This is a genomic window from Moraxella sp. CTOTU46711, from assembly GCF_031975715.1.
Lineage (GTDB): Bacteria > Pseudomonadota > Gammaproteobacteria > Pseudomonadales > Moraxellaceae > Faucicola.
The window spans coordinates 137,368-159,257 of record NZ_DALYMP010000003.1; the positions used below are offsets into that span (position 1 = coordinate 137,368).

The 21,890-nt window shown below is 45.7% G+C and carries 18 protein-coding genes; 9 read left to right on the forward strand and 9 right to left on the reverse strand.

What is annotated here, in order from left to right; genetic code table 11:
* Positions 1-32 precede the first annotated feature (32 nt).
* The 3 genes from RTJ53_RS06320 to RTJ53_RS06330 all read left to right on the forward strand — a co-directional run bounded on the left by RTJ53_RS06320 (position 33) and on the right by RTJ53_RS06330 (position 4,918).
* On the forward strand, positions 33-1,622 hold the full coding sequence (locus tag RTJ53_RS06320) for a Dyp-type peroxidase (RefSeq protein WP_312276318.1): 1,590 nt from the start codon (positions 33-35) through the stop codon (positions 1,620-1,622).
* An 82-nt stretch (positions 1,623-1,704) separates the two neighbouring features.
* Positions 1,705-2,859, forward strand: a complete 1,155-nt coding sequence (locus RTJ53_RS06325) for a catalase family protein (RefSeq protein ID WP_312276319.1) — start codon at positions 1,705-1,707, stop codon at positions 2,857-2,859.
* 223 nt (positions 2,860-3,082) lie between these two features.
* Positions 3,083-4,918, forward strand: coding sequence for a 3-hydroxyacyl-CoA dehydrogenase (locus RTJ53_RS06330; RefSeq protein ID WP_312276320.1), 1,836 nt, complete (start codon positions 3,083-3,085; stop codon positions 4,916-4,918).
* 39 nt (positions 4,919-4,957) lie between these two features.
* Here the strand turns inward: RTJ53_RS06330 and RTJ53_RS06335 are convergent, their stop codons facing one another.
* Complete coding sequence (locus RTJ53_RS06335; protein WP_312276321.1) at positions 4,958-6,070, reverse strand: HlyD family secretion protein; 1,113 nt, start codon at positions 6,068-6,070, stop codon at positions 4,958-4,960.
* A 116-nt stretch (positions 6,071-6,186) separates the two neighbouring features.
* Positions 6,187-7,839, reverse strand: a complete 1,653-nt coding sequence (locus RTJ53_RS06340) for an MFS transporter (protein ID WP_312276322.1) — start codon at positions 7,837-7,839, stop codon at positions 6,187-6,189.
* Positions 7,840-8,194: 355 nt separating this feature from the next.
* Between RTJ53_RS06340 and RTJ53_RS06345 the strand changes: the two genes are divergently transcribed.
* Positions 8,195-9,439, forward strand: a complete 1,245-nt coding sequence (locus RTJ53_RS06345; protein ID WP_312276323.1) for an oxygenase MpaB family protein — start codon at positions 8,195-8,197, stop codon at positions 9,437-9,439.
* A 125-nt stretch (positions 9,440-9,564) separates the two neighbouring features.
* Here RTJ53_RS06345 and RTJ53_RS06350 read toward each other — a convergent pair whose 3' ends face one another.
* Both RTJ53_RS06350 and RTJ53_RS06355 read right to left on the reverse strand, forming a co-directional pair.
* A complete protein-coding gene (locus RTJ53_RS06350; RefSeq protein WP_312276324.1) occupies positions 9,565-11,007 on the reverse strand; it encodes a coniferyl aldehyde dehydrogenase in 1,443 nt (480 codons plus the stop codon).
* 46 nt (positions 11,008-11,053) lie between these two features.
* The gene (locus RTJ53_RS06355; protein WP_312276325.1) at positions 11,054-12,781 is read right to left on the reverse strand and encodes a GMC oxidoreductase; all 1,728 of its coding nucleotides are present in this window, start codon (positions 12,779-12,781) and stop codon (positions 11,054-11,056) included.
* Positions 12,782-13,030: 249 nt separating this feature from the next.
* Between RTJ53_RS06355 and RTJ53_RS06360 the strand changes: the two genes are divergently transcribed.
* Positions 13,031-13,690, forward strand: a complete 660-nt coding sequence (locus RTJ53_RS06360) for a TetR/AcrR family transcriptional regulator (protein WP_312276326.1) — start codon at positions 13,031-13,033, stop codon at positions 13,688-13,690.
* Here the strand turns inward: RTJ53_RS06360 and RTJ53_RS06365 are convergent.
* Positions 13,687-14,115, reverse strand: coding sequence for a DUF6691 family protein (locus tag RTJ53_RS06365; protein WP_312276327.1), 429 nt, complete (start codon positions 14,113-14,115; stop codon positions 13,687-13,689). The two genes, RTJ53_RS06360 and RTJ53_RS06365, sit on opposite strands and share 4 nt — an antisense overlap.
* Before the next feature lie 23 nt (positions 14,116-14,138).
* Entirely contained in the window at positions 14,139-14,573 is a 435-nt protein-coding gene (locus tag RTJ53_RS06370; RefSeq protein ID WP_312276328.1) for a YeeE/YedE family protein, read from the reverse strand.
* Positions 14,574-14,797: 224 nt separating this feature from the next.
* On the opposite strand from RTJ53_RS06370, the gene RTJ53_RS06375 reads away from it, so the two are divergent.
* The 4 genes from RTJ53_RS06375 to RTJ53_RS06390 all read left to right on the forward strand — a co-directional run bounded on the left by RTJ53_RS06375 (position 14,798) and on the right by RTJ53_RS06390 (position 19,100).
* The gene (locus RTJ53_RS06375; protein ID WP_312276329.1) at positions 14,798-15,109 is read left to right on the forward strand and encodes a YqfO family protein; all 312 of its coding nucleotides are present in this window, start codon (positions 14,798-14,800) and stop codon (positions 15,107-15,109) included.
* Between the two features lie 570 nt (positions 15,110-15,679).
* Positions 15,680-16,606 (forward strand): polyphosphate kinase 2, encoded by a 927-nt coding sequence (gene ppk2 / locus RTJ53_RS06380; protein ID WP_409418146.1) that lies wholly within the window; start codon positions 15,680-15,682, stop codon positions 16,604-16,606.
* 298 nt (positions 16,607-16,904) lie between these two features.
* Positions 16,905-18,221 carry a glutamate-1-semialdehyde 2,1-aminomutase gene (gene hemL, locus RTJ53_RS06385; protein WP_312276330.1) on the forward strand — a complete coding sequence of 439 codons (1,317 nt, stop codon included), beginning with the start codon at positions 16,905-16,907 and terminating at the stop codon, positions 18,219-18,221.
* A 147-nt stretch (positions 18,222-18,368) separates the two neighbouring features.
* Positions 18,369-19,100, forward strand: a complete 732-nt coding sequence (locus RTJ53_RS06390) for an RluA family pseudouridine synthase (protein ID WP_312276331.1) — start codon at positions 18,369-18,371, stop codon at positions 19,098-19,100.
* Between the two features lie 110 nt (positions 19,101-19,210).
* Here RTJ53_RS06390 and RTJ53_RS06395 read toward each other — a convergent pair whose 3' ends face one another.
* From RTJ53_RS06395 to mutM, 3 genes are all read right to left on the reverse strand, one after another.
* Positions 19,211-20,110 (reverse strand): alpha/beta hydrolase family protein, encoded by a 900-nt coding sequence (locus RTJ53_RS06395; protein ID WP_312276332.1) that lies wholly within the window; start codon positions 20,108-20,110, stop codon positions 19,211-19,213.
* A 217-nt stretch (positions 20,111-20,327) separates the two neighbouring features.
* Positions 20,328-20,738: a hypothetical protein gene (locus tag RTJ53_RS06400; RefSeq protein ID WP_312276333.1), complete on the reverse strand. Its 411-nt coding sequence runs from the start codon at positions 20,736-20,738 to the stop codon at positions 20,328-20,330.
* Between the two features lie 239 nt (positions 20,739-20,977).
* Positions 20,978-21,880, reverse strand: a complete 903-nt coding sequence (gene mutM / locus RTJ53_RS06405; RefSeq protein ID WP_312276334.1) for a bifunctional DNA-formamidopyrimidine glycosylase/DNA-(apurinic or apyrimidinic site) lyase — start codon at positions 21,878-21,880, stop codon at positions 20,978-20,980.
* Positions 21,881-21,890 lie beyond the last annotated feature (10 nt).

A 21,890-nucleotide genomic window follows, 5' to 3' on the forward strand; every position in this document is an offset into this window, starting at 1 on the left:
CGAATTTTTAAAATTCCCTGCTAGGAACAACCATGAATAACGACAACCCAGCGAATGAAAGCCTACTTGGCAAATTAAAAACCCATCTACAAGATGGTATCGAGCATGGCATAGAGGCCGTTAAAGACAAATTTGAACACAGCGATAAACCCGCTGAAAAAGGCAGTGTCAAAGAACGGGTACACGAAGCCAAACAAAAAATCAGCACGCAGCTGCACAGCGTCACCACACGGGCAACGAACGCTATCTATCCCAATATCGCCACAATGGAACTTGAGGATATTCAAGCCATCATTTTGCATGACCGCCCTGCGCCTTACTATGGCACGCTTGTCGCGCTAAAAGTCAATGACAGCAATGCGGGTCGTGAATTACTAAAAGCGGTATTACCAAACGTCACAGGCTCAAGAAATTTCCAAAAAGACATGGATGCCAATTTGACCATTGTGATGACGTATGAGGGGCTAAAAGCTTTAGGGTTACCGCAAAGCTCGCTTGATTCTTTCCCAGAAAATTTCAAAGCAGGTATGGCACGCCGCTCCGATATCTTGGGTGACAAAGGCGATAATGACCCTAGCAACTGGCTTGCGCCATTTGGTGATAAAGGCGATATTCATATTTGCGGCGCGGTGATTGCCGATAGCCAAGAAAAATGGCAAGCCAAACTTGCCGAACTTAAACAGGCGTTTGCCCCTTATCTAGATACCAGCCGTAACGCCATCGAAATCTTAGTGGAGCATGATTTTGGCGCAGATGGTGACGTCAAAAACGTGTTTGGTTATCGCGATGGCATCAGTAACCCAGAAGTTGATGGCAGTGGTATCACCCTTGAAAATAACACCGAACGCCCGATTGCAGCGGGTGAATTTGTGTTAGGTTATAAAGGTGAGGCGGGCGTGGTACCCCCCATGCCACAGCCTAAAGTATTGGGAAAAAACGGCTCGTTTATGGTACTACGAAAATACCGCAGTAATGTGGCTGACTTTCACCGCTATTGCCTAGAACAAAGCGACAATGACCCAGCTAAAGCCGATAAACTGGGGGCAAAAATGTTCGGTCGCTGGCGTTCGGGTGCCCCTATTACCCTAAGCCCAGATCACGATGATGAAGCCCTCGGCAAAGACAATGTAGCAAACAATAAATTTGACTACACGGACGACCCCTATGGCAAAGGCTGCCCGTTTGGTGCCCATGCTCGCCGTATGAACCCCCGCAATACCAAAGACTTTATTCTAAGCGATGTGCGTCTTCACCGTATCATCCGCCGTAGCGTTTCGTATGGCGATATCGTGCCGCCCAACGTGACCCAAGACGACGGTCAAGAGCGGGGTTTGTTTTTTATTGGTATTAACGCGCATGCCATGGACACGCTGGAGTTTTTGCAAAGCCAATGGATTAATGACGGTAACTTTATGAACCTTGGGGAAGAACGTGACCCAATGCTAGGCGTACACGCAGGTAGTGACGCTGATAGCGATGTGTTCACCGTACCCGATGAGCCAATTCGTAAGCGTCATACCAATATTTTGCAATTTAATACCCTACAAGGCGGTGAATATCTTTTTGTACCGAGCTTGTCGGCACTCAAATGGATTAGTGAACTTAACGAAAATTCATATTAGAGTAAAACTAAATAAAAAAAGGTTAGGCGTTTTTAGTACTGCTAACCTTATAAAATAATGAAAATAACAAAGGACAATCATCATGTTAAATAAATTATTCGGTCGTCGTTATGCCAAGTTTGACCCAGCCATCGACAAGCTTACGAGTGACGATGAAAAAGCCATCGACCAAATCACCGCAGATATTCGTGACTATATCGGCAAATCAGACACCGTTAGCAAAATCAACTATCACACCCGAGATGCCCATGCCAAAGGCTACTGTGCATTAAAAGCCAACTTTGAGATTTTACCAAAACTGCCCAAAGAATACGCCCAAGGTATCTATGCCAAACCCGCTCGCCATGAAGCGGTGATTCGTTTTTCTAACGGCTCATCTCGTGTGGCTGCCGACAACAAGTTGGGGCTTTCTCAAGGGTTGGCGATTAAAGTCTTTGGTATCAAAGGCGAAAAATTACTGCCAGATGAGCCAGATAGCCCAAACTTTGACTATAATCTGATTAATTTTCCTATTTTCTTTTGTAATACTATCCAAGACTATAGTTATATTTCACGACTATTTTTACAATTAAATGATTATTTTGCCAAAGGCGCAAAAGGTCAAGCCAAATTTGCTTTTGACTGGGTTACCCACTATGGCAAAAAACTACCATCCAAAGAATCCCTCAAGACTTTTAGGGCTTTTAGTAAATTTAAAACCATCAAACCGCAAAATACCTTGTTATACAGTTTTTACTCACAAGGTGCCGTGCGTCATGGCGACTATATGGCAAAAATCCGCGTCACCCCGACCAAAGCGTCACAAGCCAAAATCAAACGCCGTGACCTAGATGTCAACGCCACCAACGAGGCGATTCGTCCTCTGATTTTACAAGAAATCCGTGAGCATGATTATGAGTTTGATGTGCAAATCCAGCTGTGCCGTAACTTAAAAGACCAACCCATCAATGACTTGACCAAAGAATGGGATGAAAAAGATGCGCCATTTGTGACAGTAGCAAAACTTACCATCCCTTGCCAAGATGTGCCGGATGACGGTAACTTTGACATCATGGAACACTTGTCATTTACCCCGTTTCGCTGTATTGAAGCCAACCGTCCGATTGGTAATTTGCAGCACGCGCGACTGCGTGCTTATCAAACCGCCTCAACCACTCGCCATCGTTTAAATCATAAAAAACGTGCCGAGCCAACCAACCTAAAACAGGCATTTGATAAAGATTTTTATAGTCTTTAAATTTAGCAAAAAATCAGTAGCGGGGCGGTTATGGGGGCATTATTTGGGGTAAGATTTCACCCAATGGGTGAAAAACTACATCGCCCTCAATCATTCAACAACCGTTAGCCGGTGACTGGGCTAACGGTTTTTTTTCTTTTAATCTAATCAAAAATAGTCGACAGCAAATACGATAATACCAAAAATAAAGTTGCGTATTTGCCTATTAATCTAGGAGTATTGTATGTCAGAGTCGAATCCTCTTGTTAATTTTACCCATATCACAGTCGCAGGCAGTGGTGTTTTGGGCTATCAAATCGCCGTACAAGCGGCGTTTCATGGTTTTAAAGTCGTTGTCTATGATATCAATGACGAGGTGCTCAATAAAGCCAAAACCAAATTTGCCGATATCGCCAAACGTCATCAGGATGATTTGGGCGAAACAAGCGAACAAGCCAAACAGGCTGAGCAAAACTTGCGTTATAGCTCAGACTTAAGCGTCGCCTTAAAAGACGCAGATTTGTTGATTGAAGCGGTGCCCGAAGATGTTGCCATCAAAAAAGATTTTTATCAAAAAGCCTCGGCCGCTGCCCCCGAAAAAACTGTATTTGTCAGTAACTCATCTACCATGTTGCCCAGTGATTTGGTCAAATTTACCGACCGTCCTGCTAAGTTTTTGATGATGCACTTTGCCAATGAGATTTGGAAGCGCAATCTTGCCGAAATTATGTCGCATGCCGATACTGACCCTAATGTATTTGATGCGGTGACCGCGTTTGCCAAACAAATCGGCATGGTGCCTATTATCGTCAACAAAGAAACCTCGGGTTATGTACTAAATTCACTCCTTAATCCTTGGTTAAATGCAGGGATGCAGCTGTATATCCACGGTATTGCTGACATTAAAACCATCGACAAAACTTGGATGCTTGGCACAGGCTCGCCGATGGGACCATTTGCTTTTTATGACATGCTGGGGCTGACTACCCCTTACAATATTTACAAGCTTGCTGTGGCTAAGGGCAAACAACAAGACCAAGCAGTCGTTGATATGCTCAAAAAAGAGTATATCGAGCAACATAAACTGGGCGTGCCAACGGGCGAAGGATTTTATCAATACCCCAATCCCGCCTTTAACCACCCTGATTTTTTAAAACCACCGAAAGCGGATTTATCCAAAGTACCCTATAAAAATATTACTGTGGCAGGCAGTGGCGTATTGGGCAACCAAATTGCGGTGCAATGTGCGTTTCATGGGTTTAACGTGACGATTTATGACATTAATGATGACGCGATTGCTAAGGCGAAAACCCGCTTTACCGACCTTGCCAATCAGCATCAGCATGACCTAGGTGAAACCGATGCCCAAGTGGCAGCAGCTAGCAAAAATTTAGCTTACACCACGGACTTGAATGAGGCGTTAAAAGATGCAGACCTATTGATTGAAGCGGTGCCAGAAAGCTTAGACATAAAAAAAGATTTTTATAGCAAAGCCTCAGCCGCCGCACCTGCCAAAACCGTATTTGCCAGTAACTCATCGACGCTATTGCCAAGCGTGTTATCGACCTTTACTAACCGCCCAGAAAAATTCTTGATGCTGCATTTTGCCAATCACATCCATATCCGTAATACGGTGGAGTTGATGGCGGCAGCAAGCTGCGACCCACAAGTCTATGCTGACGTAATCGAATTTGCCAAAGCCATTGCCATGTTACCGATAGCGGTAAAAAAAGAACAGTCGGGCTATGTGCTTGATAGCTTATTGATTCCGTTGTTGGTAGCGGGGTTAAAACTGTGGGCAAACGGCGTTGCCGATGCCGCAACCATTGATAAAACGTGGATGATAGCCACGGGTTCACCCTTTGGACCGATGGCGATTTTGGATAAAAATGGCATGAAAACCAACTACAACATCTTTAATGAACTGGCAAAAACGGACCCTTCTTTGCAGCAGCCCGCTGCAAAGCTCAAAGCAGAACTGGTCAATATTAACAAACTGGGTGAAGCCACGGGTGAGGGGTTCTATCAATATCCTAACCCAGCTTATTTAGCGAAAGATTTTTTAAGCTTATCTGACTAAACTGCGTTTGGCCAGGGAGAATAAACAAGGGTTAATTTGCTAACTTGACGTATCTACCGTTGCCACTACGGACATGCCGGGCATCAATTCATTCAGACGACTTTGGTTGCCATCGATGTCAATGCGTACAGAAATGCGCTGTACCACTTTGGTAAAATTCCCGGTGGCATTGTCGGTTTTAATGACACTAAATTCTGACCCTGTTGCGGGGGAGATACTTTTGACTACCCCCGTAAATTTTTGTTTGCCTAGGGCATCGACAGTAAACCACGCTTTTTGCCCGATTTTCATTTTATCAATTTGGGTTTCTTTAAAATTGGCAATGACCCACATCGATTTTGGAATGAGGTAAACCAACTGCGTGCCTTGCGTCACCAACTGACCGGTACGGATATTGATTTGCCCTAATTTACCTGAGGTCGGGGCGGTGATTAAGCCATACTCTTGGTTGGTATTGGCTTGATTTAACTGTGCATTGGCGCTTTTAATCTGTGCTACCAAACCAATCTTTGCCACTTCCGCGGTCTTTTGACCTTCGCGGGCGACATCGACACTGGCGATTGCTTGGCTCATCAATGCTTCATTGTTTTTAACTGCCGCTTTGGCAGTATCGACTTCATTTTGTGACACGGCGCCAACACCGACCAAGGACTCAAGTCGTTTCAGCTGTTGGATAGACAATTCTAGTTGGGTTTTAACTTGTGCTACTTTTGCCTGTGCGGCTTTGACATCGGCTTTGCGCTGCTCGATGATTTGTTGCTGGTTGGCTAAATTGGTGGTCGCTTGTTCCAGCCCTGATTCGGCTTGTACCACTTGCTGTGAGTAGTTCGCACTGCTGACTTTAACTAACGGCTGACCTTGTTTGACGTCCTCAAAATCGGTAACGTAGACTTTTTCGATATAACCATTAATTTGTGCTGACAATAGGGTGATATTGCCTTTGACATAACTGTTTTCAGTTTGTTGCAGTGGCGTATTAAACGGACCCAAATGCCATGCCCATAAAATCACCCCAACACCGAGCAAAAAAACCACCAACATGATAATTAAGGTAAGCGGTCTAGGGTTGATAATCTTTTCAGGCGCCTGTGTGGCTTTATCATCGCTGTCATCAGCTGGCGCATCATTTTGGGTTTTTGCTTCACTACTCATGAGTTGGGTTTTCCGTAAGCATTTTATTGATGATTAAATTTTATTTATCATTAAACTGTTATCTAAAAACAGTTATCTAATTGGGTCGCTTTGTTAGACCCTCTAGCGTATCAAGTCTATGTTTGCTTAATTGCTGCTTTTTGCCGATTTTCAATGTATTTTTTGCGGGCGATATTAATCATACCCCAAGCAAATAAGAACGTGGCAATGTAACTGTTCACAGTAATGATATCGCCATACGCTTTAATCTGCGCTTCTCGCGTGACAATTTGGTTGAGGGATTGTTGGGCTTGTTGCTGCGACAAATTGTTGTCGGTGATGACGGGTTTAAACCCTGCTTGGTATTGTTGAAGCCGCTGGGTTACTGTGGCATCTGTCGATTGCATTTGCTGTAAAATACTTTGTTTATGATACTGGGTGCGCTGCTGTTGCAGGGTGCTATAAAAAGCCGAGCCTACCAGCCCGCCAAAGTTTTGGGTTGCCCCAAACAATATGATAAAGGTGATGACATGATTGACGCTTTGTCGCAGCGTCAGCCCAAATCCCATCAATACCAATGGACCCATAAACAGTGATCCTGCAAACGCGACTGCAAATTGACTGAGATAAAAATTTTGGGGTCGTACGTCACTGGTGAGCATATTGGCATCATACACACCGGCAACCGCTACGAGCAAAGTCGCCACCACCATTGGCGGAATCAAATGATCCCGTGAAAAGGTTAGTGCGCTGACTATCAAACCTGCCAACATACCAAAAAATATGACCGTATAAAAACCCACAAACTGGTCGGACGTTAGACCTTGGGATTTTAAAAAATTCACCACCGCGTAACTTTGCTCAGACATAATCAAACGCAGTAAAAAAGCGCCTACTACAAAACGCCATAACGCAAAACTCCCCAGCCAGCGGGTCATAATCAAGGGATTTTTGCGGTAATGCTCAAAGAAAAAGCCTGACATCAACAGCGCCAACGCGCCAATGAGCATATACGCCAATAACGGTGAGTTTTTCCACCACAAAATCGACCCTTGTACTAGCACACCACACAGTAAACCAAAACCGGGCGCCAATAACAAAAAGGTGAGAATGTCTTTCTTTTCATACACTTCAATACGTAAACTTCGTGGCAACTTGACAGCGACCACCATCGCAAAACAACACAGCGCCAAACCAAACTCAAAGGTGTAAAGCCGAGTCCAGTCGTTCACATTGACCAAATAAGGGGAGATTATCCAAGCCAACGGAATCGCCAGCGCACTGACCCCAAAGCCAATATACAAACCTTGCAGGCGATACTGACTACTAAAGGCTTGCATCACATAATAAAGTCCAAGTGAGGATAACGGCGCCGCGACAAAGCCTCCCATCGCCCTCACCAGTAAAGCCATCGGATAGTTTTGCACAAATATATGAATAAACATCACCAGCATGAACATCAGCAGGGATATTTCAGAAAACCAGCGTAACCCAAATTGTTGACGCGCTTTAAACAGCAGCAGGTTGGCGCTGACATTTGCCATCACATACACAGCAGGTATCCAAGCCACTTGTGAGGGTGTCAGCGCATATTCGCCTTGGATTTGCGGTAAATTGGCGGTAATAATGCCGTTGCCCAAGCCGCCACAAATTGCAATAAAAACACCGATGACGAAGTACACAATGCTTTTTGATCGAGAGTGAGCAATACTCGGTGGTGAACCGGGTAACGCGGGTTTTTCATCCTCGGTCCAATTGGGTGGCGTTTCTAAGATTCTAGGTGATTTCAAAGGGTGGCTCGATTTTGATACTGTTAAGACAAGAGAGGTTGGCTATAGTGTAATCAAAAATAGGCTTAGCGTCAGCGACAAAATAGTTCGATAAATGTGACATGATACATGTGAAATGGACTAGCGCTATGCTAGCCATCATTGCCCAACCCGTCATTATCCAATCAATCATTATCCCACAGGTCATTGAAACCCATCAAGCAAGCTACGATCAAGTCCCTTTAGTAAATACATTTAGTCGCTTAAGGTCTAACATTTTTAAACAAAAAAATTCGATTTTTTTGCTACATAGGTGTTTTTTAGTTGCCAAAATGCGATAGGCTATCTGTTCATTCATCACTGATTCATCACTGCTATGAACCCGCTTTATCAAACCGATTTGCCGACACTGGGGCGCAATACTGACATTGACCACCATGCTGATTTACAAGTGCTGCAGCGTATCAAACGATTCTTATTGCCCCGTGATTTTGAGGTGTCAAAGGATTTATTGCAACAGATGCAGCAGGGATATGGTGTCGCAGATCAGCCTGTCGATGCGCTGTTATCCAGCGGTATCAAATTCGCCAAACCCCTGCAGCAATTGATTTTGCATGAGCAAGGGATAGCGCAAACGAATAACGTATCGGCAGCTAAAGCGTTATTGCAACAGCCCGCGTTTGAGGCGCTGTATCAGCAGTTTCGCCAATATCCAAGTTGGTATGATGCCAAGCTTGCCGAGATTGGTGCAATTGCCTATCGGCGCTATCCGTTGATGCTGATTTGGTTACTGCGTAATGTCGCGCTAATGGCAGGGTATAGTATCCCTGCGCTCTCATTGCCACTCATTAAAACAGGGGCATTAGTGCACGATGCATTGCCAAGGCTCATGCGAACCTATGCATATATTTTGGCAGTGTCTGAGTACCCAGCGATTAGCCGCAATCAGCAACCACCGTTGGCAATCGGCACGCAAGGCTGGCTGCAAAGTCTGCAAGTGCGTCAAATACACGGTCTGGTACGACAACAATTATGCAGTCATGATTGGGATAGTGCCTACTGGGGGTTACCCATCAACCAAACCGACATGGTGGCAACCCACTTGCAGTTTTCGCTACTCATTATGCGCGGACTAAAATTACTCGGAGCAAGAATCAGCGCCGAAGAGTCCCAAGGCATCATGCATTTATGGCAATTGGCGAGTTGGTGGATGGGGATTGAGCTGGCGCGGATTCCTGAAGATGAAACCGAGGCGTGGGCATGGCTTTATAGCTATTTGGCAACCCAGCAATTAGATTTTGAATTTGGTAAACCTCTCGCCAAAGCGCTGCATGATTTACCCTCGCAAATTATGGGTGAGGATAACAGACGTGGACAGCTGGTTGAGCGGATCAATGCCAGTGTCACACGGACTTTAGTGGGTGATGATATTGGCGATGGCTTGGGACTGCCTAGCCCAAAATGGCGCTATGGCGTGCTTGTCAGTGTGCCGATTCTATTTGGGCTTGATACCGCGCGAGCGCACAATGCGGCTATTGCCAAAAGATTGGAACAATTTCGTGCCAAACGCCAAGATAACATGAACTGGTGGCTCAAAAAGCACGACAGCTATTACCAATGAGCTAGCACATACTAATAAACTAGCACATACGACGTTAGTAATTTATAACAGTGACAGTAATGGTTATCTATGCCGAGTTATATAGGCAAAGTTATCCATACAAGGTTGTCTAGGCATTGCAATCACTAGGCTTTTAAAATCACCTTCATCATGTTCCAAAAGGTCTTGCCATACGGTGGTTGGAGCAAATGCGCGAAGTTAAGGTGACTTTGTTTAAACACCGCTTTTGGATGAGAGAAGGTGTCAAAGCTATATTTGCCGTGGTAACGTCCCATCCCTGATGCCCCGACACCGCCAAACGGCAGATTTTGCTGGGCAATGTGAAAAATAGTTTCGTTAATACACGCGCCGCCACTCACCGTATGCGCAAGTACGTAGTCGGTGTCGGTTTTGTCCTCGCCAAACACATACAGCGCCAGTGGGCGGTCACGCTCATTCACATACGCCACCGCTTGCGCCAAGTCTTGGTAGGACACCAGTGGCAATACAGGGGCAAAAATCTCCTCGGTCAGCAATTTAGCATCGCTTGGTAAATCGGTGACAATCATCGGTGGGAAAAATCCAGTCTCGATATTCACTTCATAATCGGTCAGTGGAATGAGGGTGGCGCCGCGCTGTTTGGCTTCGTCAAGATAACCTTGCACGCGGCTGGCTTGTTTGGGGTTGATGACAAAGCTATAGTCAGGGTTGTCTGCAAGATTGGGGTAGTGGGCGTCAAGCCATGCGGTTGATTGTTCAATAAAGGCGTGTTTTTTATCATTTTCCATCAACACATAATCAGGCGCAATACAGGTTTGCCCGGCGTTCATGGTTTTGCCTGTCCATACGCGGTTGACAGTTTTTGCCACATCAGCGCTCGGTGTCACCACGACTGGGGATTTTCCGCCCAGCTCAAGGGTGACAGGGGTCAAATTCTGGGCAGCGGCTTTCATGATATGTTTGCCCACTGCGGTAGAGCCAGTAAAAAACAAATGGTCAAACGGTAAGCGGCTAAAGGCTTGTGCGACTTCGACACCCCCTGTAATCAAGGTCACTTCGTCTGCGGCAAAATACTTGGGTAACGCATTAGCCAGCCACTGCTCAAAATTTGGTGACGCTTCTGAGACTTTGAGCATCGCACGATTGCCTGCGACCAATGCGGCAGCCAGCGGCGCAATCACCAAATACAACGGATAGTTCCAAGGTGAGATAATGCCCACGAGTCCTAACGGCTGCGGCTGGATATAGCTACGAGCGGGCAAAAACCAAATCCCAGTTTTGACCGGCTGTTTGGCAGACCAAGCTTTACCGTGCTTTTGTGTATAACGAATCGCTTCAAGCGTTGGGAATAGTTCAAGCATGGTGGTTTCAGCCGCTGGGCGTTGTCCAAAGTCGGCATGAATAGCGGTGATTATCTCGCTTTGGTTATCCATCACCAACTGTTCTAATTTTTTTAGCCGCGCACTACGAATTGACCAATCAACATATTGGTCTTGGCGGCTAGCCGTTCGCATGATGTCGAATTGCTGCTGCATGGTATTGATAGTTGCATTCGAATTAGTTGCATCCCAGTTGTCTTGAGTTGTCATGTGTATTATTCCAATCATTTAGTTAAATTTTAACTCAACATAGCAGTTAAGCCGGTATCTTGCTAGCATCTTTTTGAACCAGTGTTACGTTTTGTCTCGTGGTATCCGCAGCATGCAGTAACTGGGTTGATTTGTGTGGAATATGGCTCATGGCATGCTCTGTCAACGCCGTTATGGTGAGACTTGGGTTGACGCCCAAGTTGGTCGAGATATTGCCGCCATCGCAGACATAAAACCCTTGATAATTAAACAATCGATGGTACTTATCGACCACGCCATCTGCTGCAGAATTGCCCAGCGAAATCCCACCCATACAATGCGCGGTGGTCGGGATGTTCAAAAATACTTCCGACAGCACGCCATAACCGACTCCCCCCATTTGGGTTGCCATCTGCTCGGCAAACGCGCTTGCTTCTGGAATAAAGGCGGGGATGGCAGGACCATAGGTTTGCATCTGGTAGCGACTACCTAACCAAGCCCGCCACCACGGGCTTTTTTGATAGCGCATTTCAAGCGTATAGGGCGTGCTTTGCATACATAACAAGATAAGGCTTTGTTTTGCCATATTATGTGGTCGAAATGCACGCCACGCTTGACGGGGCTTGAGGATAAACTGCACTATAAAACACCATAACCAAGCCAGTAGCGAGATTTTTTTGCCGTTTTTATAATTGCTTAACGTCGCCAAAAATGACGCAATATTAAAGCCTTCAGGATAACGCGTCGCCTCAATATGTGTGCCATCGCCCAAATAAATCCCAGAGCCAATAGCCACGCCATCGCTCATGGCGCCATGTTGCTCATCCAAAAATCGTACGCCTAGCAAAGATTCAGCATTGGTATAGATACGCTTGCCAAGATAAGGGGAAATATGGGGCATATTGCCTTTATGGCGCTGCTCAAACAGCAGTTTTTGGCTACCGAGGCTGGAGGCTGACAGTACAATCTGTTGAGTGGTGATTTGATACTCACCTTTATCCGCTGATTGCAGCGTCACCCGATAGCCTTGCGAGCCGTTTTGATAGGTAGGGTCGCTTGGCGATTTGCTAGCATCAGCTATCGGTACTATATCCGTGACTTTGGTTTCGGCGAGCAGGGTAGCGCCATTTTTTTGAGCAAAATACAGGTAGTTTTTATCTAGGGTATTTTTGGCGCCATAACGGCAACCGACCATACAGCCACCACAGCCTATACAAGGGCTGCGCTTAGGACCTGCGCCGCCAAAATACGGGTCACCATTGACAGAAGGGTGAGCATACTTGTCATGTTCACTAAAGTAGGCGCCCACATCGGTGAGATAAAAACTATCGCCCACGCCACTCAGGTTTGCCATTTTTTGTAGCATCAAATCGGCATTGCCGACTTTTTTGTTTTGGCTCACGCCTAGCATCCGTTTGGCGGTCTCATAATGTTGTGGCATCACCGCTTCCCAGTCGTGAAGTCCTGCCCAGCTACCTTGTTGCCAAATTTTGTCTTCTGGCTGTAATAAGGTGTTGGCATAAGTGATTGAGCCGCCGCCCACCGCATTACCATGCAGCACCATGACATGCTTAAATAGCTGAAGCGAAAAAAAACCTTTGTACTTGAGCGCAGGCAACCACAAAAACTGCTTGATATCGCGCACGGTTTTGGGCATGGTCTCGGGGGATATATGCTTGCCTTGCTCCGCAATAATCACGCGATAGCCTTTTTCGGTCAGTCGCATCGCTGACACGCTACCGCCAAAGCCTGAGCCTATGACCAAAAAATCCGTATCAAATGATTGATCTTCCATGTGTCGCTTTCCTTATCGTCCTTAATAGTTATCTTGAATAGTTTTCCTTAAAGCTGACCTGCCGCGGACTACGTTGCAGTGACTTTTTGGCTGTATCTGTCTTTGTATAACAGCGGTTTACCGCTAAACAGTTCAACCCGCTACTTGATTAGGGTATACTAATTTTTCAGCAGGCTGCTGCAACTGTGACATTTGGGTTTGTTTTGTTTTGATAGATTAAGTAAAGGATTGAGTTGAAAGGATTAACGCGTGCCAAAGCCAACCTTCACACCGCTTCCATCGCCCACGGGTACGAGTATTGAGTCGAGTTTGAGTGATTTTGGACAGCAGGCGCATATTATGGGCAATGCCAACACCGTGGTCAGACGTTCGCTCGCCATAGCGCTGCTCAAATTCATGGAATCCACCCCATTTGCCGATATCAGCGTCACCGAGCTGACCCAAAAGGCAGGCGTGAGTCGCATGGGGTATTACCGCAATTACGATAGCAAACTTGCGCTACTCAAAGACTATTTGGCGCAGATTGAGCATGATTTTCCTTTTATCGACTTGACGGCGGCAAGCGAGTCCGAATTTTATGCATTTTTGGTACGTGTGTTTGACTATCTGAGCAAGTTTGAGTTATCGACCAAGATTTTGCTCAATCAAGGCTTTGAAGGGTTGATTTTAGATACGCTACTCAATAGCAAAATTTTTGTCGAATACCGCAAAAAGCAGTCATTGACTTGCCAAGCTATGACCGCGCCACAGGATAAAAGCGGGGAGTACAATCTGGTATTTGCCTCAGGGATGCTGTATCACACCTATATTCATTGGGTGCGGCAAGGGCAAACAGAAACGCCACAGCAACTAGCAAGCTGGCTCATGGCGGGCGGGTTTTATCGGTTATTTCACCCTACCGATGACTAAACTGATTGGATTTTATCAAACGCTATCACTATTCTCATACCCACTAGCATGGCGACAAAAAACACCACCCCTTGCCAGATGCCCATGCCCATGAGCACCACCGCAGGGGCAGGGCAGATACCAGCGATGCCCCAACCGACACCAAATATCATCGACCCAATCGCCAAGCGCTTATCAATACCACGGCGAATCGGTGGAAACGGCGCACCCGATAGACTGGTTTTTTTTAAGCGACTTAAGTTAAAACCGATGGTCGCGACAATAAGCGCGCCAATCATCACAAACATCAACGCAGGATTCCAATCGCCTGCTAAATCAAGAAAACTTTGCACAGTTTTTGGGTTTGCCATATCGCTGACAATCAAGCCTGTACCAAAAACCAACCCACAGATAGCACTGATCAATAACACAATTTCTTTTCGCATGATATATGCCGCTAACGTCTCAATTAAATCAATGACAACAAATGACGACCGATGAACACCGTCACAAACCCTGCGGACATAAAGACAATGGTTGCCAGCAGTGAGCGCGGTGAAAAACGTGCATTGCCACAAATACCATGACCACTGGTACACCCTGAGCCCATCCGCGTACCCACACCGACCAATAACCCTGCGATGACATACAGCCAAGGCGATGATGATACCGTGATGGTTGGCAAGTTAAAGAACATAGCAAACACCCAAGGCGATACCAGCAAGCCCACAAAAAATGCCAATTGCCAAGTAAAATCGGGTGAGTTTGGCTGCCAGAGACTAGCGATAATGCCACTGATGCCAGCAATCTTGGCAATACTCCACCACAGCATAACCGCAGAGAGCCCAATCAACATACCACCCACCAATGGATGACTATAATCTGCAATAGAAAATAACAACATACGCCACCTAAGCATTTCACAATAATATATATTATACAATATTGTATAATATATAGCGCGTTTAAGGGTAAATTTTTTTAAAACGGGAGAATAATCAACGAAAAACTGCCAACCAACGCGCTTTTTGCAAAAAAACTATGTTAGATTAAAATAAGTGCGCAACGATAATGATAGGGCTTAACGGCTTAACGGCTTAACGGCTTAACAGTTTAATAAGGCAACCCATGTATAAACTCACCACCTACATACCGACCGATTATCTAGATGCTGTAAAGCAAGCCTTGTTTGACGCAGGGGCAGGGCAGATTGGCAATTATCAGTATTGCTGTTGGCAGGTGTTGGGTACAGGACAGTTTATGCCATTGGCAGGCAATCAAGCCTTTATTGGTACCACCCATCAACTACAAACAATCGAAGAATGGCGAGTCGAGATGGTGGTTGCAGATGAGCGCATCAAAGCGGTGGTGCAAGCCTTAAAACAGGCACACCCGTATGAAACCCCTGCTTATGATGTGCTAAAGCTTGAAGATATTTAGTCATCCAGTTTATCCTCACTCGATGACTAATTCCCTTATATACCTAAGGTTATTAAACGCCTTTTTTGACTCCACTACAAGTGAAAAGTATGACCAAAATATAGGGCAAAAAGCGATTGTGGCTTGGTTTTAAATGGTCTATAGTCAATAGTAAATAATTTGTTACACTTTACTTCAACCCATCAGCCGACCATTGAATTTAAGGAGTGAGACATGGCAAATCCCCCCAATAGCACAGCGGTAAATAGCGCCAAAACTGACAGTACAAAAACTGACAATGCCAAAACGGATAAAGCGAAGCCCCAAAAGTCGCAGCCTAGCAAGACCCTAGCTACAAAGACCTTATCTAACAACACCCCAGCGCGCCGCAGCAGTAAAACACCAGCGACCGAGCGTATTGACCAACCTTATGAGACCGACCCCACAGTGTTGCTTGAGCAGTCGCAGCAAGCAGGGGTGAGTGAAAAAGCCAATGCCAAAAAACGCGCCATCGAAAGCATCATGGATAAAGACCTGACAACAGGCAGTGTCGAGAAAATGGCAGAGCACTTGCAAGCGCTGATCAATGGTATGTCCAACGATGAAATCAACGAAGTCAAAAAACTATTTGGCAGCCAAACCACCACCGTGCAAAGCAAAATCAACAAAGACGACGAATTGGCGGACAACTGGCGTGAAGGCGGTTATCCCTACAAAAACCGTATGTCACGCAAAAACTATGAAGCCCAAAAATACGAGTTACAAGTTGAACTATTAAAACTGCAAAAATGGGTCAAAGATAGCGGGCAAAAAATCGTCATCATCTTTGAAGGTCGTGATGCCGCAGGTAAAGGCGGTACCATAAAACGCTTTATGGAACACTTAAACCCGCGCGGTGCCAAAGTCGTCGCCCTTGAAAAACCCACCGAGCAAGAAGCCGGTCAATGGTACTTCCAGCGTTATGTCCAGCATCTACCGACCAAAGGCGAAATCGTGCTATTTGACCGTTCATGGTATAACCGTGCGGGCGTCGAGCGTGTCATGGGTTTTTGTACCGAAGAACAATACAATGACTTTATGCGTCAAGTCCCAGAGTTTGAAAAACATCTGATTAGCTCAGGTATTCATTTAATCAAATTTTGGTTCTCAGTCAGTCGTGAAGAGCAGCGCCGCCGTTTTGCTGAGCGTGAAGCCCATCCGCTCAAACAATGGAAACTCTCACCCATTGACAAAGCATCACTCGACAAATGGGATGATTACACTCTTGCCAAAGAAACCATGTTCTTTAACACCGACAGTGCAGAATCACCTTGGATTGTCATCAAGTCAACCGATAAAAAACGCGCGCGTTTGAATGCGATGCGCTATGTATTAAGCAAACTACCTTACGACAGTAAAGACCCTAAAGTCGTGGGAACAGTTGACCCATTGATTGTGGGTCGTGCCGGGGCTTTATATGAAAAAGGCGAATATAACGAATTGGCAGTACCCAATATCTCGTTTAAAGCCCACAAATAATTACCCAGTAAAATAATGGGTCAAACACCACAAAACAACAACACAATAACCCCAGTGCACGGCATTGGGGTTTTTAGCGTTAAAGATAGCAGCAAGTAGTTCGCTACTATTGCCGCCAAACCACTGCTGCCAAAAGGTGGGGACATATCAAACAAGCCAAAACCACATTTTTTTATCGACAATCGCCTATTTTTCGCCAGCCAAAGTCAAGCCAGCCAAATTCAAGATAGGCGGCAAGCGTATTCAATACCCCCGAATTTTGTTAAAATAGGCAAAAATTTATCTAGCTGAGAGCCTCATGAATTCAAATAACTCAAACAACACGACAACCAACCAGTTACTGTTTAAACAAGCCAAAGCCCACATCCCTGGTGGCGTGAATTCCCCTGTGCGGGCATTTGCAGGCGTTGGGGGTACACCTGTCTTTATCAGCCGTGCCCGTGGCAGCAAAATGTATGATACCGAAGGCAAACCCTACATAGATTATGTGGGCTCATGGGGACCGATGATTTTGGGTCATGCGCACCCCCATATTATCGAAGCGGTCAAAAATGCGGCAGATGACGGGTTAAGCTTTGGTGCCCCCACCACGTTTGAGACCACGGTGGCGGACAAAATCTGTGAATTGATTCCCAGTGTTGAATTAATCCGTATGACCAGCTCAGGGACTGAAGCCACCATGTCCGCCATTCGGCTAGCACGTGGCTATACAGGGCGCGACAAAATTGTCAAATTTGAAGGCTGTTATCACGGTCATAGCGACAGTCTACTGGTCAAAGCGGGTTCGGGCATGCTAGATATCGGTGAACCCAGCTCAAAAGGCGTCCCTGCCGATTTTGCCAAACATACCATCACGATTCGTTACAACGACCCGCAAGCCATCAAAGACTGCTTTGCGCAATTTGGCAATGACATTGCTTGTGTGATTGTCGAGCCTATCGCCGGCAACATGAACATGATTGTACCCACGCAAGAATTTCACGATACCTTGCGTGCCGAGTGTACCGCGCATGGTGCTGTGCTAATTTTTGATGAAGTGATGACAGGTTTTCGGGTTGGCTTACAGTCAGCGCAAGCCCATTTTGGCATCACACCAGACTTGACCACGTTTGGTAAAATCATCGGTGCAGGTCTACCAGTCGGGGCGTTTGGTGGTAAACGTGAGATTATGGAATGTATCGCGCCGTTAGGCGGTGTGTATCAAGCAGGCACCTTATCGGGCAATCCACTGGCGATGCGTGCCGGTATTGCCATGTTTGATTTGCTCACGGCTGAGGGTTTTTATGAAGCATTAAGCGAAAAAGTCGTTTACTTGACTGATAATCTTGAACAGTTGGCGAAGGATGCGGGTATTGGCTTTAAAACCACGCGCTGTGGCGGTATGTTAGGGATGTTCTTTACTGATAGCGATACATTGCCACAAAACTTTGAAGAGGTGTGTCAATGCGATGCGCAAAAATTTGCGACCTTCTTCCACGGTATGCTCGATCGCGGTGTGTATCTTGCGCCATCCGCCTTTGAGGCAGCCTTTATAAGTAGTGAGCATTCGCAAGAAGACTTGGACGCGACCTTGCAAGCGGCAAAAGAAGTCTTTGCGATAATGGCGAAAGCATAACGGATGCACATAAAAAATTTGCCAAAGGATTTTTAATTGCGTTTGGACGGTTGCCTTTGGTGAAGTTTGCCAAAGGTTAGAGCGCAAATAGTGATTTAAAGACTAACAATTTTCAATCAAATAGATTTTAGAGACTAAAAACCACCCATGCGACAACTCCCCCAAGCGTTAACCCCAGAATCCATTGCACAGCGTAATCTTGAAGAAAGTCAGCAGCCGCAACACTTTTTTGATGAGTTTGCCAAATCTGTTACCTTGTATCGCGATAACGACATTTGGGTCATCGACAAACCGCACGGGCTGTTATCGGTGGATGGTAAAGAACTCAAAGTAAGCTTGCAATCTCGTTTGCTCAAAGCCGATCCCAACGTCAAACTTATTCACAGACTTGATATGGACACCTCAGGCATTATTATTTTTGCGCGCCATAGCGAGGCGCAAACCCATATCAGCAAACAATTTATCGACCGTATTCCGAGCAAAGAATATCAAGCGCTGGTCTGGGGAACGTCACCGCAGCAAGGCGAAATCGATGTGCCCGTGCGCTACGACCCACCACAAAAACCCAAGCATATCGTCGATATGAATTGGGATAAGCGCGCCTATACGAAATATGAAACCTTGCACCATGAACTGCGTGAGGGTAAGGCGGTTAGCCGTGTTGCCTTGTATCCGGTCACAGGGCGCAGTCATCAACTACGCGTTCATATGCTGCATATCGGGCATGTAATGCTTGGCGACCCCATCTACGCGCAAGATGTACTGGACGGTCAAGCGTTTGATTTATCGCCTAGGCTTTGCTTACATGCACACAAATTACGTTTAAAACATCCCAATACGGGTGTATGGATGGAATGGGAAAGCCCCGTGCCGTTTTAATCGCGTAGGTTGTTAGCAATCTATCTTTTAAATTGATAGGGGTTAGAGTGCTGTTTTCATCCTACTGTTAGCGTCAAACAAGGGGCATAATCACTATGCCCCTTTTTTAATTACCCATGTTGGTGCAACCAATCAAGGGTTTGCTGCCAAAGTAGCTGGTTTTGTCGGCTAAAAAATTTCATATGACCGATATGTTGTAAGCCATAATCTTTGGGCTGTAGTGTTTTGGTGGTCGCTTGCATGTTGGGAAACACCCGAATCATATCGGCAACATTCTTATCATTGGCGATATCATCATCTGGGGCATTCACCCACATAGCAGGCAAGTTAACCTCATTGTAATAGTGGTTTTTTACTGTTTTACCGAAGGCGGTTTTGATATAGCCTGCGCCATTGCACCAATCTCGCCACTGTTTGGCAACGTTTTTAGGCAAGTCTTCGCCCATGCCAATTTTGCTTGATTGGGTATAGCCAAACAACACATTGGACACAGGAATAAATACATCCATAAACCACATGGCTTTGGCACGATACGGCATCGCCATATTGCGGATTTGCCCAGACGAACAGGCAACGTTAAACACGGATGTGAACTTGTGATGATTGGGCATCAAACCAAATAATTGACCGCCCGCGCTATGACCGACCAGATGATAGGTGGTGTTGGGAAACTCTTGAATCAGCCTATCAAGTACCGCAGTCATATCGTAGCGTCCCCAACTAATCAGTGACGCATTAGAGTGCTTGAGGTCGCCTTGCATCGACTCGCCAATATCTTCATTGTCATAGCTAATGACGCCATAGCCATGCTCCATTAAATACTGCGCAAAATTTTGATAAAACTGGCGTTTGATACCTGTTGCGGGCGCAATCATCACGGCGGCTTTAACCGTATCGGGACGAAACACAGTCGCCGCCAGTGTGGCAGGGTGTTTGGTGGCTATTTGAATGGTTTGCTGGGTAGAGGTTGAGGAGAGTTGTGACGGAGTTTTTAGATTCAGATTCGACATGACTGTTATCTTCCTTGGTAATCAACTTTTTATACAAGCTTATACGAGCGCTTTTTATACGAGCAGTAAGCCAAATTTTGACAAATGATGATAAGACTCGTTTAAAACCGACTATAGCAAACAATTTATCGGTGCAAAAAAGTTATCATGAACATAACAGTCATAAAAAAAGCAATCAGCGGTGACCAATTGCTTGTTTGAATCGTTGACGAAAAAACTAAGGGGTTTTAACGACAACTTTTTGGTTGGTGTCGATTAAAATCTCAGAAGGTCCATCAACGGTGACGCGTACTTGGTTATTATTAGGGCGCTGTGAGCGAAAATATTGGTCTTCAGCAGGGGTACAGCCCAAGCAGCGATCGAGTGCCGCCAGTGGCTCAAGAATCAGTTTGCGTTCTACCTGATCGATTTCATCGTTATAGATGGTAAATGGCATACTGGCAATCGCCGTCACCACGCCACCTATCACTGCCAATGCGCCCAATGGCTTACCCACAATGGTATCAGCGACCATGGAGCCATAGGTTGGACCAAAATCTTTTTCATCAATTTCGGTAGCGGCAAAGCTGCAAGTCGTCGTTGCAACCATCAAGGCTATGGCTGAGGCAATCGTATTTAATAGTTTCATAGCAGGTTCCTAACTGGCAGCAGGCCACTATTAACAAGGTGACTAGCTAACTAACTAAATTAAATGAATAAATAATTAGGCAACTAGATAACCAAATAACTGGGGTTGACTGACAGGTTGTACCTAACAAGTTTTGCTAGGTTGTTGCTGAATAGTTCAGGAACATTACATCAATTTTGCCAAGAATTATCAAGTAAAATTGTCTTTGCCGCAGGTTTTTTTACGTTAATGGAGAGCCTTTATTTTTTGAGCGGTTTTTTGAGTGGTTGTTTGAGCGGTTTTTTCACTGTTTTTTTGTGGGTTATCAGCGGCTGGCAAGTGGGACAGAACGTGCTCGCTCGCTGATTGATTTTGACATTTTCGATGGTAGTGCCACAGCTCGGACAATCGCCGCCTTTATGCCCATACACCAATAACGTCTGCTGAAAATACCCCGTTTGTCCATCCGCCACGGTAAAATCTTTTAACGTTGAGCCGCCTTTTTCAATCGATGTTTGTAGGACTTGTCGAATATGGGCGACCAAGGTGGTCAGCTGTTCATGGCTGATTAGATGAGCAGGGGTCAACGGATGAATTTTTGATAAAAATAGGCTTTCGGTTGCATAGATATTCCCCACACCGACCACAATCTCTTGCGCCATAATCACCGATTTGATGGGGCGTTCAATCGGTTTTTTGCGATTGTGGATATGGTGATATAGATAGTCAGCGCTAAAGTCTTCTGACAATGGCTCTACACCCAAATGGGTAATCAGTTTGCCTTCATAGTCCTCTAACCACAGTAGCATGCCAAACCGCCGTGGGTCATGATAATGCAGTTGGGTAAGTTTTTTGCCATCATTAAATGTCAAAATCACGTGATCGTGTTTACGCTTGTCAAACCTCACAGGATGCTGCTGTAAGCTACCCGACATCCCCAAGTGGATGAGCAGTTTTTTTTGCGCTGCGCCGCCTTTAAAGGTGAGAATCAGATATTTGGCTCGGCGCTCAATGTCGATAAGTTGATAATCTATCAAACTCACCAAGTCATCAGGCACCGCCCAGCGCAATTTGGACTGAAAGACGCTAACTTTTTCAACGGTTTGATTGAGCAAAGGTTGCAGACTCGTCGCTGTCGTCTGCACTTCGGGCAATTCTGGCATATGCCGTGTG

Coding starts and splice junctions, on each gene's coding strand:
- RTJ53_RS06375 (WP_312276329.1), top strand. CDS start 14,798: ATGTATAAACTCACCACCTACATACCGACCGATTATCTAGATGCTGTA.
- hemL (WP_312276330.1), top strand. CDS start 16,905: ATGAATTCAAATAACTCAAACAACACGACAACCAACCAGTTACTGTTT.
- RTJ53_RS06325 (WP_312276319.1), top strand. CDS start 1,705: ATGTTAAATAAATTATTCGGTCGTCGTTATGCCAAGTTTGACCCAGCC.
- RTJ53_RS06365 (WP_312276327.1), bottom strand. CDS start 14,115: ATGCGAAAAGAAATTGTGTTATTGATCAGTGCTATCTGTGGGTTGGTT.
- RTJ53_RS06390 (WP_312276331.1), top strand. CDS start 18,369: ATGCGACAACTCCCCCAAGCGTTAACCCCAGAATCCATTGCACAGCGT.
- RTJ53_RS06335 (WP_312276321.1), bottom strand. CDS start 6,070: ATGAGTAGTGAAGCAAAAACCCAAAATGATGCGCCAGCTGATGACAGC.
- RTJ53_RS06320 (WP_312276318.1), top strand. CDS start 33: ATGAATAACGACAACCCAGCGAATGAAAGCCTACTTGGCAAATTAAAA.
- RTJ53_RS06355 (WP_312276325.1), bottom strand. CDS start 12,781: ATGGAAGATCAATCATTTGATACGGATTTTTTGGTCATAGGCTCAGGC.
- mutM (WP_312276334.1), bottom strand. CDS start 21,880: ATGCCAGAATTGCCCGAAGTGCAGACGACAGCGACGAGTCTGCAACCT.
- RTJ53_RS06400 (WP_312276333.1), bottom strand. CDS start 20,738: ATGAAACTATTAAATACGATTGCCTCAGCCATAGCCTTGATGGTTGCA.
- ppk2 (WP_409418146.1), top strand. CDS start 15,680: ATGTCCAACGATGAAATCAACGAAGTCAAAAAACTATTTGGCAGCCAA.
- RTJ53_RS06345 (WP_312276323.1), top strand. CDS start 8,195: ATGAACCCGCTTTATCAAACCGATTTGCCGACACTGGGGCGCAATACT.
- RTJ53_RS06350 (WP_312276324.1), bottom strand. CDS start 11,007: ATGACAACTCAAGACAACTGGGATGCAACTAATTCGAATGCAACTATC.
- RTJ53_RS06330 (WP_312276320.1), top strand. CDS start 3,083: ATGTCAGAGTCGAATCCTCTTGTTAATTTTACCCATATCACAGTCGCA.
- RTJ53_RS06395 (WP_312276332.1), bottom strand. CDS start 20,110: ATGTCGAATCTGAATCTAAAAACTCCGTCACAACTCTCCTCAACCTCT.
- RTJ53_RS06370 (WP_312276328.1), bottom strand. CDS start 14,573: ATGTTGTTATTTTCTATTGCAGATTATAGTCATCCATTGGTGGGTGGT.